This window comes from Actinoallomurus acaciae (assembly GCF_042429965.1).
GTDB classification, from domain to species: domain Bacteria; phylum Actinomycetota; class Actinomycetes; order Streptosporangiales; family Streptosporangiaceae; genus Actinoallomurus; species Actinoallomurus acaciae.
Genome location: NZ_JBHLZP010000259.1, coordinates 1 through 11,566, shown reverse-complemented (window position 1 = coordinate 11,566; position 11,566 = coordinate 1). Strand labels below are relative to the sequence as shown.

Sequence of the window (11,566 nt, the reverse complement as noted above, 5' to 3'; positions counted from 1 at the left end):
GAGGGCGTGCCGTACGCCGCCGTGGAGGCCGCCGCGGCCGGGGTGCCCCTCGTGGGCACGGTGGCGCCGAGCGGGCCGGACATCATCCGGGCCGGCGACACGGGCCTGCTCACCGCGCCCGGCAACCCGGCGCAGCTCGCCGACGCGATCGGCTACCTGCTGGACAACCCCGCGGAGGCACGCCGGATGAGCGGCGCGGCCCTGAAACGCGTGGCCGACCGGTGCGATCCGCGGTCACTTTCTGTGACGTTGGACCTGGTTTATCGGGGATCCTCCCCCGCCGTTTAGGGCAATGAGACGCATCAGATTGAAGCGTAGTTTACCCTCAGTGACGACATGACCACCTCCGGCCAGCAACCCTGTCTTTACCGCCGGCTGCCTGGACACCGGCGTCTTACCGAGTGACGGTCGACAAGGTTGGTTCATGTTTTCCGAAGACGGGGGTCTGCCATGATCGATGGACAATCGCGTTCCTCACCGTCCGCGACCACCCCGCGGCTGGGCTGCCGCACGCTCGCGACGGCCGGTGACACTCTGGCGCTGCCGGCCCCGTCGGCCGACGACCCGGTTCTGCGGCGGCGCCGGATCCGTCACGACATCCGTCACGAGCTGGGCACCATCATCATGCTGGCCTCCGCCGTCTCCGTCGCCGACGACATCGGGCCGGCCAGCCGCGACCGCGTGGAGGCACTGCTCGGCGAGACCCGCTGGCTCGACCACCTGCTCCGCCGCCTCGACGAGGACGACGACGGCCCCGCGGCCGACCCGCCGCGCCCGGAGCGCGTCCGCGTGGACGAGCTCGTCGGCGAGATCGTCGCGGGGGTGCGGCTCGCCTCGATCCGCCAGGTGGGGTACGACCCGAGCCCGGCGTGGGCGCACATCGACCCGCTCGCGCTGTGGCGCGCCGTGCGCAACATCCTGGACAACGCGTGCCGCATCGCGGCCGGGCACGTCGACGTGAGCGTGGCGAAGGAGGACGCCTGGACCGTGGTCCAGGTCGATGACGACGGGCCGGGCTTCGGCGGCGGTGCCGGGGGGCTCGCCTCGCTGGGCCTGGGCATCGTGCACGACCTGGTCTCCGGCTACGGCGGCGGGCTCGAGGTCCGCCGCTGTGAGCTCGGGGGCGCGCGCGTACGCATCCTGCTGCCGTCGGCGACCGGCCCATGAGGGTCGTGATCTGCGACGACCACGCGGTGTTCGCGGACTCGCTCGCCCTCGTGTTAGCCGAGGCCGGGCACGACGTGGTCGGTGTGGTCTACTCCCCGGAGGAGGCGCTGCGCCTGCTCTCGTCGGCACCGGCCGACGTGTGCCTGATCGATCTGCAGTTCCCGGGCGGCTCGGCGCTCGACCGCCTGCCCGAGCTCCTGCACACCGCGCCCGCGACGCGGTTCGTCGTGCTGTCCGGATCGATGGACGCCGAATTACTCGACGCCGCCCTCGCGGCCGGCGTGAGCGGCTTCGCGCACAAGGGCCAGCAGGCCGGCGAGATCGTCGCGATGCTGGACCGCGTCCACGCCGGCGAGGTGGTGGTCGACTCCGCCGCCGACACCCGCATGCCGCTGCGCCCGCGGAGCGAGGCGCAGCGGCTCGCGAACTACCTGACCCCTCGCGAACGCGAGGTGCTGACCCGTCTCGTCCGCGGCGAGAGCACCGCGTCCCTGGCGCGCACCATGAAGATCACCCGAAGTACCGCGCGCAGCCACGTGCAGAGCGTGCTCACCAAACTGGGCGTGCATTCCCAGCGTGAGGCCGTGATCGCCGCCGCCCGCCATGGCCTTGTCAGCGTGAACACCGGGGAATGGCTGTTGAGCTGACGGCTCTTATGCCTGCCTTTTCGGCATTGAAAGTGATGCCTGGCCGCTCATGCACATTCGTGCGCGGTGCGAGGGATGTACGATCAGTAAAGCTCATCGGCGGCAGCTGGTCTAATCCCTGACCTGGACCCTGCCTCCACGACCGAGCACGCGGCGACGGAGGTGGGGAGGGCCATGAGCGCACGCGGTGAGCGAATCAAAGGCATAGCGGCCCTGGTCTCTCCTCCGGCGAAGGAGGGCCCGTGAACGCACGCGGTGAGCGAACCGAGAACGCGGCGCCCCGGGCCACTCCTCCGACGAAGGAGGATTCGTGAGTCGTTATGAGCGGTGGAATGGATTGCTCTCCCTGCTCGCGAGCCGCGGGCGGCTCAGCGTCGAGGAGGCGGCCGACGAGCTGAGCGTCTCCGCCGCGACCATCCGCCGTGACTTCGACCAACTCGCCCAGCAGCAGATGCTGACCCGTACGCGCGGCGGCGCCGTGGCCCACACCGTCACCTACGACCTTCCGCTGCGCTACAAGAGCGCCCGTCTCGCCTCGGAGAAGCAGCGCATCGCGGCGGTCGCCGCCGACCTCGTCGAACCCGGTGCGGTCGTCGGCGTGAACGGCGGCACGACCACCACCGAGGTGGCCCGCGCCCTGGCCACCCGCGCCGACCTGCCCGCCGACGGCGCCTCCCCCGCGGTGACCGTCGTGACGAACGCCCTCAACATCGCCGGTGAGCTCGTCGTACGCCCGCACATCAAGATCGTGCTGACCGGCGGCGTGGCGCTGCCGCAGTCCTACGAGCTGGTCGGCCCGCTCGCGAACGGCGTGTTCGACCAGGTGACACTGGACATGGCGTTCCTCGGCGTCAGCGGCTTGGACGTCGAGCGCGGGGCGACCTGCGCCAACGAGGACGAGGCGAGCATCAACCGGCAGATGGCGGTCCGCGCCGAACGCGTGGTCGTCGTCGCGGACGGTTCGAAGCTGGGTGAGCGCGCGTTCGCCAAGATCTGCGGCATCGGCGAGGTCGACATGCTCGTCACCGACGAGCGGGCGGACACCCGCCCGTACGAGGAGGCCGGCATCAAGGTCGTCCGCGCCTGAGGCGGAGGGGCCGGTCAGCCCGCCTGGACGCGGCCGAGGGCGGCCAGGACCGAGGTGAGCAGGCCGGGGAACCGCGCCTCCAGGTCGTCGGTGCGGAGCCGGACCACCCGTGACCGTCCCTCGACGGTGGTGAGCGTGACGCCGGCCTCGCGCAGGACGCGGTAGTGGTGGGAGAGCGTCGACTTGTGCACGTCGATGCCGTCGCCGATGCCTCCGCAGTTCTCCCCGTCGGTGTCGGCCAGGCGGGTCACGATCTCCAGGCGCACCGGGTCGGAGAGGGCGTGCATGACCGACGCCAGGTCGATCTCCTCCACCGGAGGATGGAACGGCTCTCGCATCACCGCGCCCGCGCCTTCATGCCGCCCAGCCTAGTTTGATGGTTGGACGTTTTTCAAACCGTCATGTTAGTTTGACGATCGCCCAACCATCCAACGAAAGGCTCTTCCATGTCCGAACGTGTCGCCCCGGTCAGCGTCATCGGCCTCGGCCCGATGGGCCGGGCGGTGGCCGGGGCCTTCCTCGACGCCGGCCACCCGACGACCGTCTGGAACCGCACCGCCTCCCGGGCCGAGCCCCTGGTGGCACACGGCGCGACCGCGGCCGCCACGGCGGCCGACGCCGTCGCCGACGGCCCCCTGGTGGTGGCGTGCCTGCTGGACGACGACGCCGTGCACGCGGTCCTCGACCCCGTTCCGTTCGGGAGCGAGAAGACGCTGGTGAACCTCACGTCCGCCGCGCCCGAGCAGGCACGGCGGCGGGCGGCCTGGGCCCGCGGGCGAGGCATCGCCTACCTCGACGGTGCGATCATGACGCCGACGCCGTCCATCGGACGGCCCTCGGCGCTCGTGCTCTACAGCGGCCCGGAGGAGACGTACCGCGCACAGGGGCCCGCCCTGGCGAGTCTTGGGGGCACCGCGACGTACCTGGGTGAGGACCCAGGCCGGGCCGCCGCCTTCGACGTGGCGCTGCTCGACATCTTCTGGAACTCCGTCGGCGGGCTGGTCCACGGCCTCGCGCTCGCGCGGGCGGAGGGCATCTCCGGCGGCGAGCTGGCCCCGTACGCCGAGTCGATCTTCGGGCTGCTGCCGGAGATGATGACGCGGTTCGCCCGGCAACTCGACGACGGCGTCCACCCGGGCGAGCGGTCCACCATCGCGTCGGCGTCCGCCGGGATCGAGCACATCATCGCCACCGCCGAGACGCGCGGCATCGACACCGGCGTGCTCACCGCGTCACGGTCGCTGATCCGGCGCGCGGAGGCGGCGGGCCACGGCGCGGACGGCCTGTCCCGCCTCGCCTCGGTGCTCGCCGAACCGGCGGCCTGAGCCGGACCGGGGCGGACGAGGCTCAGTCCGGCAGGAGGGCGTCGTGGAGGCGTTCGAGCACCCGGGCGAAGACCTCGACCTCCCCGGGCTCGGATGTCTCCAGGGCCTCGGCGAAGGCCGCCTCCAGGCCCGCACGCAGGGCGGCGACCGCGCGCCGGCCCTCGCCGGTCAGCGACAGTCGCGTCGCGCGCCGGTCGTCGGCGTCCGCGGCCCTCGCGACCAGACCCGCCTCTTCCAGGCGGGTGGCGTACCGCGTCGTCACCGTACGGTCGAGGCCGATGAGGTCGGCGAGGCGGCTCGCCGTGGTCGGGCCGGTGCGCGCCAGGCCCGACAGCACCGGACAGGTCGTGCCGTCGACGCCGTCCGGCCAACGCCCGGACCCTCGAACGCCTGGTCCCGGGCACCGGCGAATATCAGGCGGTGGCCGGCCGGCTGCGTTCGCTGCTGCCGGCGCTGACCGCCGGGGGCGTACTGGAGGTCTTCGAGCCGCGCTCGCCCGCGCTACGGGAGATCGTCGCCGGCGGCTGAGCCGATCGGCTTCCAGCGGATCGGCAGGCGCTTGATGCCGTTCTGGAAGTTCGAGCGCAGCCGCATCGGCTCGCCGTCCGGCTCGATGTCGTCCAGGCGGTCGAGGACGGCGGTGAACATCGCGCGCATCTGCAGCCGCGCCAGGTGCGCGCCGAGGCAGAAGTGCGGGCCGTGCCCGAAGGTCACGTGGTCATTGCCGGCCCGCCCGACGTCGAAGCGGGACGGCCGGTCGAAGACCTCCTCGTCGCGGTTGGCCGAGGAGAACCAGACGACCACCTTCTCGCCCTTGCGCACCGGGACGTTGCCGACGACGGTGTCGGCCGTCGCGGTGCGCCGGAAGTTCATCACCGGCGTCCACCAGCGGAGCATCTCCTCGACGGCGCCCTCGATCAGGGAGCGGTCGGCGCGCAGCCGGGCCAGCTCGGCCGGATTCCTCAGCAGCGCGTACATCCCGCCGGGCAGGCCGTTGCGCACGGTCTCGTTGCCGGCCACCGCGAACAGCCAGAAGAGGTTCTCGAACTCCTCGACCGCGACGGTGCCGTCCTCGTCGTCGACGTGGTGCATCAGCGCGGTCATCACGTCGTCGCCGGGATGCCGCCGCTTGTACTCGCCCAGTTCGTGGGCGTAGGCGTACAGGTCGGGCATGCCGGCGCGCGAGCGCGGGTTCACCGGGCCGGAGGGGCGCAGCGCGATCGCCCGGCGGGCCATGTCGGTCGCCTCGGAGGCGTCGAACACGGAACTGACGGAGTACTCCGCGTCCTGGTAGCCGATCACGCGGTTGGACCAGTCGAACATCAGCCACCGGTCGGACTCGGGGATGCCGAACACGTCGGCCAGCGTGAACAGCGGCAGGTCGGCGGCGATTTCCTTGGCGAAGTCCGCCTCGCCCTTCTCGGCCACCGCGTCGACCAGGGCGCGGGCCCGCCGTTCGATGCCCGCGGCCAGCCGCGCCACCGCGCGCGGGGTGAACGCCTTGGTCAGCAGCCGCCGCAGCCGGGAGTGCTCCGGCGGGTCCATGTTGAGCATCATGCGGCGCACGTAGTCGAGATCCTCGGCGTCGCGGATCTGCGTGGCGCCCAGATGTGAGGAGAACAGCTGTGGGTTGCGCAGCACGTGGCGCACGTCCGCGTGCCGCAGCACCGCCCAGAACCCCGGACCGGCCGGCCAGTCGTCGACGGGCCGCTCCTCGACCCAGACGACGGGGGTCGATCGCCGCAGCCGGGCGAGCGCGTCGTACGGCACGGAGCGTACGTAGGTGTCCGGGCTGTAGATCAATTCCGTGTCGGAGATCGGACGGCTGACTCGCCGTTGAGTCATCTTTTCCCTCCCGCGTCTAAGGACCGTAACCCGTATGCGGCGCTCGGACCAAGGCCGCTTCCGGTCGAGCGGGAGAGAGCGGAATGCTCCGCCGTCGACGGGGGTTGCCGTCTATATGAGCCTCACTTTGCCTGGAGCACCCCTGTCGGGCCGACCGGCGGGCGTGTTCAACGGAAACGTGAACGCCCCAGGGCACCTGCTGTACTTCGAACCGGTGCACAAGCGGATCCGGGCCGAGTTCGGCGGGGAGACGATCGTCGACACCACCGGCGCCCACCTGCTGTTCGAGACCGGGATCCTGCCCGTCTACTACGTCCCCGAGAGCGACGTACGGACCGACCTGCTGACGCGCACCGACCGCACGTCGCACTGCCCGGTGAAGGGCGACGCCGCGTACTGGACGGTGTCGGCCGGCGGGCGTACGGCCGAGAACGCCGTCTGGGGCTACCCGGACCCGATCGCGCCCTGGCTCAAGGGTTACGTCGCGTTCTACTGGGACTCCATGGACGCCTGGTACGAAGAGGACGAACAGGTCTTCGGGCATCCGCACGACCCGTACAGCCGCATCGACGTCCTCAGGAGTTCCCGCCGTGTGAAGGTGAGCCGGAACGGCGAGGTGCTGGCGGAGTCCTCCCGTCCGGTCCTGCTGTTCGAGACGGGGCTGCCGGTCCGCTACTACCTCCCGCGCGAGGACGTACGGCTCGACCTGCTGGAGGCGTCGAAGACCACGAGTTACTGCGCCTACAAGGGCGAGGCGACCTACTGGAGCCACGGCGCCGAGGACATCGCCTGGACGTACGAGCGGCCGCTCCGCGAGGCCGAGCCGGTGCGCGACCTGGTCTGCTTCTGGAACGAGAAGACCGACATCGAGGTCGACGGCGAGCCGCAGGAGCGCCCGGAGTCGCCCTGGTCGTGAGCCGCGCCGGCTCGCGGGGAGGCCGCAGGGCCTCCCCGGTCGCTCCCGCGGCGGCTCAGACGCCCTCGTGGATCAGGTGCCGGCTCATCCACTGCAGGGCGCTGGGCAGGACGCGGCGCCAGGTACGGGGGTTGTGACCGCCGCCCGGCACCAGGATCTTGTCGGTCATCAGCGGGGCCCGCGCGGACTGCAGGAACTTGCGCGCCTCGCCGTAGTCGCGCTCGCCGTCCGGGCTGGTGGTGACCAGGACCGAGATCGGCGGGGGCGGCAGGTGCTGGAGCCGCCAGATCAGGCTGTTGTCGTTCTTGACCTGCTTGTTTCCGGCGTACAGATCGCCGGTCTGCCAGTCCTGGCGCGGGTAGAAGTAGCCCGCCATCGACACCGCCGCGGTGAACCGGTCCGAGGCCTTCATGGCGAGCTTGACCGCGCAGTAGCCGCCGGTCGAGTCGCCCATCGCGCCCCAGGCGTGCGGGTTGCTCGCCACCCGGTAGGTCGACATCAGGGCCTCGGCCACGTCCTGGGTGTAGAAGGTGAGGACCTGCGGCCCGCCCGGCACGTCGGTGCACTCGGTGTCCTTGGGCATGACCGAGGTCGGCGACGGCCGCATCATCACGATGATCATCGGCTGGACCCGTCCGGCGTTCATCTCCTGAGCCGCGGTGGCCGGCACCTTCAGCCGCGTCACCAATTGCTGCGGAAGGCCCGGGAAACCGGTGAAGTCGAACATCACCGGGAAATGGCGCTTCTCAAACGGCTTCTGGAAGTACTGCGGCGGGAGGAAGACGTACGCATCGCTGGTCAGGCCGGTGCGCGGGCCCTGAATCTGGACCTGCTCGATCTGACCGTCGCGCGCCGGGGCGGGCTTCTTCTTGTCGAAGGAGGTGGCCTGGCGGGCGAGCGGCTGACCCGTGCCCATCGGCTTGATCGCGACGATGTTGTTGTTGGCCTGGACGCGCACCGGCTGGTGGTTCGTCCCCAGCAGGTCCGACCAGGACGCGTAGAACAGGAAGTAGTTGTTCACCGCGACCAGCAGCACCATCAACAGCGTGAACTGAGCACCCGCGAACAGCCCGAGCCGGGCGGCCAGCATGTGCGGCCCGGGTCCGGCGAACTTCGGCCACCACCAGATCGTGGCCGCGCCCAGACCGACGGCCACCAAGATCAGAAAGGCGAGGAGGACCCCGCTCGTCAGTCCCACCGATGTCCTCTCAGGATCTGGCGCGTTCCCGACGGGAACGCGCCAGGGCTCAGGAAGGGGAAGGGGCGCACGCGCGTCCCAGCCGGATTACGGTATCCGTCAAACCGACCACTCCCGTCCACTCACGTGCCCGAGTCGCCGTGAAGACTGCGCACTCCTCCCGAATATGCGACGCGTGTCCGGCCCACAGTGTTGTGGATGAACGGCAAAAGACTGGTAAATCCCAGGTCGGTGCGTGGCTACTCCCGACGGCGTACTCAGGATGTACACCGGCGCACGATGTTCGACGCGCATCGACCTCCTAAAGTTCACATGTGACCGGCGAACGTGGGACGGCCCGATGGCGGCCCGGCGACCTCCCCGTCTTCGTCGTGCCGATCGTGGCCGGCTTCCTCCAGCTCATGGGGTCCTCGGGCGCCGACGCCCACGTGCGGTTCCGGTACCCCCACATGCTGCTCGACGCCACGGCGTACGTGCTGCTGGCCACGGGACCCCTCGCCCTCCTTTTCCGTCGCCGTTACCCCACGACCACACTCGCCGTGGTGATGACGGCCACCGTGCTCTACCTTCTGCGCGGATACGTCTTCGGCCCGGTCGTCCTCAGCCCGATCATCGCGATCGTCGCCGCCGTGACCGCCGGGCGCCGCCTGGCCGCCTACGCGATCTCGAGCGGCGCGTTCGCCGTGCTCGGCGTGGTGAGCCTGTTCACGCCGTTCGGCCCGTTCCGGCTCGCGTACTGGACGTTCGGTCATACTCTCGTGGCCCTCACCTGGCTGGTGGTGCTGCTGACCGGCGCGGAGATCTCCCGGGTCCGCCGCGAGCGCGCCGCCGAGGTCCGCCGCACGCGCGCGGAGGAAGAACGCCGGCAGGCCAGCGACGAACGGCTGCGCATCGCGCGTGAGCTGCACGACGTGCTCGCGCACAACATCTCGATGATCAACGTGCAGGCCGGGGTGGCGCTGCACCTCATGGACGAACGCCCCGAGCAGGCTCGTACGGCGCTCAGCGCGATCAAGGACGCCAGCAAGGAGGCGCTCACCGAGGTGCGGTCGGTCCTCGGCGTGCTCCGCCAGGTGGACGAGAGCGCGCCCCGCGCGCCCGCCGCCGGCCTGGCGCGGCTGGACGACCTGGTCTCACGGGCGCGCGTCGCCGGCATCACCGTGCACACCGACACCGGCGGCGAGCCGCGCCCGCTGCCGGCCGGCATCGACCTGGCCGCGTTCCGGATCGTGCAGGAGGCGCTGACGAACGTGACCCGGCACGCCGGCCCCGGCGTGACGGCGACCGTGCGGCTGCGGTACGACGACGGGCTGCTGATCGAGATCCTCGACGACGGCCGCGGCGCCCCCGGCGACCTGCCCCGGGGCGGCAACGGCATCCCGGGCATGCGCGAACGCGTCGCCGCCCTGGGCGGCGAGATCTCCACGGGTCCCCGTACGGACGCCGGCGGCTTCCGCGTACGGGCCCGCCTGCCGGTGCCTCACCCCGTCGAGGGATCGGCGGACGGGCCGCGGGAGGAGCCGCGGCCACGATGACAGCCGACGACCTACGGGAAAAGAGAACACGGTTGATCCGCGTACTGCTGGCCGACGACCAGGCACTCGTCCGTGCGGGGTTCCGCGCGCTGCTCGACGCTCAGCCGGACATCGAGGTGGTCGGCGAGGCCGGCGACGGCGAGGAGGCGGTACGCCGCGCACGGCTGGAGCGTCCCGACATCGTCTTGATGGACATTCGCATGCCCGTACTCGACGGGCTGGCCGCCGCCCGGCGGATCGTCGCCGACGACCGGCTCTCCGACACCAAGATCATCATCTTGACGACGTTCGAGCTGGACGAGTACGTCTTCGAGGCCCTGCGGGGCGGGGCCAGCGGGTTCCTCGTCAAGGACACCGAGCCGGCCGAGCTCGTCCGCGGCGTACGCGAGGTCGCCGCCGGAGACGCCCTCCTGTCGCCGGGAGTGACCCGCCGGCTGATCGCGGAGTTCGCGGCCAAGGCGAAGAAGCCGCACGCCGCCGGCACCGCGCTGGCCGCCCTGACCGAGCGCGAGCGCGAGGTCATGGCCCTCGCCGCCGAAGGCCTGTCCAACGAGGAGATCGCCGGCCGTCTGATCGTCAGCCCGGCCACCGCCAAGACCCACGTGAGCCGCGCCATGATCAAGCTCCACGCCCGCGACCGCGCCCAGCTCGTCGTCATCGCCTACGAGACCGGCCTCGTGAAGCCCGGCTGGCTGGATTAGCCCGGTATCCGGGCGTTCGGCGGATTTCGATCATGCGGCCTCGAGGTGTGGGAGAGGATGGCGGCATCCGTACGAGAGGACCGAGCACGTGAGTACCGACCCGTCTTCGACTCCGAATCTCGAGGGCGACGCGCAGCCGCAGCAGTGGGCGGGCCCGGCGGGCCCCGTCATCCCCGACCAGGAGCTGGTCAAGGAGCTCCTGGACCAGATGGAGCTCAAGTACGTCGTCGACGACGAGGGCGATCTCGCGGCGCCGTGGACGACGTTCCGCACGTACTTCATGTTCCGCGGCGAGCGCGACCAGCAGATCTTCTCCGTGCGGACGTTCTACGACCGCCGGCACAGCATCGAGGACAAGCCGCGGCTCCTGGAGACCATCGACGACTGGAACCGCCGCACCCTGTGGCCCAAGGTCTACAGCGACACCCACGACGACGGCGTGGTCCGCCTCATCAGCGAGAACCAAATGATCGTCGGCACCGGCGTCTCCCTGGAGCACTTCGTGGCATCGACCGTCTCCTCCGTGCGTGCCGCGATCGAGTTCGAGGACTGGCTGGTGAAGCGGCTCGGCCTGAACCCCGAGATCGACTTCGCCACCGACGAGGAGCCCGGAGACGCCTCCGCATAGTCCGTTGCGACCGGATGGACCGGGATCACAGGACGCGGAGGAGGAGCACGGCCAGATCGCTCGCGTACGACAGGTGCTCGGCCGCCGTCTCGGCGGTCAGGTCCGTACGGCCCGCGAGGAGGCGCGCCAGGCCGTCCGCACGGGTCCCGGCGCCGGGACCGGGCTCGGTGTCCCCGTTGCCCTGGACGACCCCGTCGGCGGTCCCCTCGGTGACGCACAGCAGCGCGTCACCGGGGTCGAGGTCGACGGTGTGCTCCTCGAACCGGGTGTCGCGGACCGCGCCCAGCGACAACTGCACTGCGGTCACCGACGTCACCTCGCCCGAGGAGCTCAGCCGCAGCGGCGCCGGGTGACCGGCGGAGACCAGCGTCACCCGCACGCCGGCGCCCCGGCGGCGCACGAGCTCACCGTGGACGAGGGTCATCAGCCGGCCGTGCACGCCCTCGCGGGCGACGGCGTGGTTGAGGCGCGTGACGACGTCGGCGACGCCGTGTCCTTCGGCGGCGAGCAGGCGCAG

At 71.0% G+C, this 11,566-nt stretch carries 14 protein-coding genes; 9 read left to right on the top strand and 5 right to left on the bottom strand.

The window, feature by feature from the left end; genetic code table 11:
- The 4 genes from ACFFNX_RS29035 to ACFFNX_RS29020 form a co-directional block, all read left to right on the top strand.
- Positions 1–288 (top strand): glycosyltransferase (locus tag ACFFNX_RS29035; RefSeq protein WP_378208878.1); only part of this gene is annotated, 288 nt, incomplete at its 5' end.
- Positions 289–450: 162 nt separating this feature from the next.
- Positions 451–1,167, top strand: a complete 717-nt coding sequence (locus ACFFNX_RS29030; protein ID WP_378208876.1) for an ATP-binding protein — start codon at positions 451–453, stop codon at positions 1,165–1,167.
- The gene (locus ACFFNX_RS29025; protein WP_378208874.1) at positions 1,164–1,814 is read left to right on the top strand and encodes a response regulator; all 651 of its coding nucleotides are present in this window, start codon (positions 1,164–1,166) and stop codon (positions 1,812–1,814) included. Before ACFFNX_RS29030 ends, ACFFNX_RS29025 begins: the two co-directional genes overlap by 4 nt.
- A gap of 310 nt (positions 1,815–2,124) precedes the next feature.
- Complete coding sequence (locus tag ACFFNX_RS29020) at positions 2,125–2,901, top strand: DeoR/GlpR family DNA-binding transcription regulator (protein ID WP_378208872.1); 777 nt, start codon at positions 2,125–2,127, stop codon at positions 2,899–2,901.
- A 14-nt stretch (positions 2,902–2,915) separates the two neighbouring features.
- On the opposite strand, the gene ACFFNX_RS29015 is transcribed toward ACFFNX_RS29020, so the two are convergent.
- Positions 2,916–3,239 carry an ArsR/SmtB family transcription factor gene (locus ACFFNX_RS29015; RefSeq protein WP_378208870.1) on the bottom strand — a complete coding sequence of 108 codons (324 nt, stop codon included), beginning with the start codon at positions 3,237–3,239 and terminating at the stop codon, positions 2,916–2,918.
- A 108-nt stretch (positions 3,240–3,347) separates the two neighbouring features.
- On the opposite strand from ACFFNX_RS29015, the gene ACFFNX_RS29010 reads away from it, so the two are divergent.
- Positions 3,348–4,226, top strand: coding sequence for an NAD(P)-dependent oxidoreductase (locus ACFFNX_RS29010; protein ID WP_378208868.1), 879 nt, complete (start codon positions 3,348–3,350; stop codon positions 4,224–4,226).
- 22 nt (positions 4,227–4,248) lie between these two features.
- Here ACFFNX_RS29010 and ACFFNX_RS29005 read toward each other — a convergent pair whose 3' ends face one another.
- Positions 4,249–4,638: a MarR family winged helix-turn-helix transcriptional regulator gene (locus tag ACFFNX_RS29005; protein ID WP_378208882.1), complete on the bottom strand. Its 390-nt coding sequence runs from the start codon at positions 4,636–4,638 to the stop codon at positions 4,249–4,251.
- Between the two features lie 89 nt (positions 4,639–4,727).
- Positions 4,728–6,071 carry a cytochrome P450 gene (locus tag ACFFNX_RS29000; protein ID WP_378208866.1) on the bottom strand — a complete coding sequence of 448 codons (1,344 nt, stop codon included), beginning with the start codon at positions 6,069–6,071 and terminating at the stop codon, positions 4,728–4,730.
- 178 nt (positions 6,072–6,249) lie between these two features.
- Between ACFFNX_RS29000 and ACFFNX_RS28995 the strand changes: the two genes are divergently transcribed.
- Positions 6,250–6,987, top strand: a complete 738-nt coding sequence (locus ACFFNX_RS28995) for a DUF427 domain-containing protein (protein WP_378208864.1) — start codon at positions 6,250–6,252, stop codon at positions 6,985–6,987.
- Between the two features lie 55 nt (positions 6,988–7,042).
- Here the strand turns inward: ACFFNX_RS28995 and ACFFNX_RS28990 are convergent, their stop codons facing one another.
- Complete coding sequence (locus ACFFNX_RS28990; RefSeq protein ID WP_378208862.1) at positions 7,043–8,185, bottom strand: alpha/beta hydrolase; 1,143 nt, start codon at positions 8,183–8,185, stop codon at positions 7,043–7,045.
- A gap of 314 nt (positions 8,186–8,499) precedes the next feature.
- On the opposite strand from ACFFNX_RS28990, the gene ACFFNX_RS28985 reads away from it, so the two are divergent.
- From ACFFNX_RS28985 to ACFFNX_RS28975, 3 genes are all read left to right on the top strand, one after another.
- Positions 8,500–9,720: a sensor histidine kinase gene (locus ACFFNX_RS28985; protein ID WP_378208860.1), complete on the top strand. Its 1,221-nt coding sequence runs from the start codon at positions 8,500–8,502 to the stop codon at positions 9,718–9,720.
- Positions 9,721–9,752: 32 nt separating this feature from the next.
- Positions 9,753–10,421, top strand: coding sequence for a response regulator transcription factor (locus ACFFNX_RS28980; RefSeq protein ID WP_378208880.1), 669 nt, complete (start codon positions 9,753–9,755; stop codon positions 10,419–10,421).
- Between the two features lie 88 nt (positions 10,422–10,509).
- Positions 10,510–11,049, top strand: coding sequence for a type III secretion system chaperone family protein (locus tag ACFFNX_RS28975; RefSeq protein WP_378208859.1), 540 nt, complete (start codon positions 10,510–10,512; stop codon positions 11,047–11,049).
- A gap of 25 nt (positions 11,050–11,074) precedes the next feature.
- On the opposite strand, the gene ACFFNX_RS28970 is transcribed toward ACFFNX_RS28975, so the two are convergent.
- Positions 11,075–11,566 (bottom strand): PP2C family protein-serine/threonine phosphatase (locus tag ACFFNX_RS28970; RefSeq protein ID WP_378208857.1); only part of this gene is annotated, 492 nt, incomplete at its 5' end.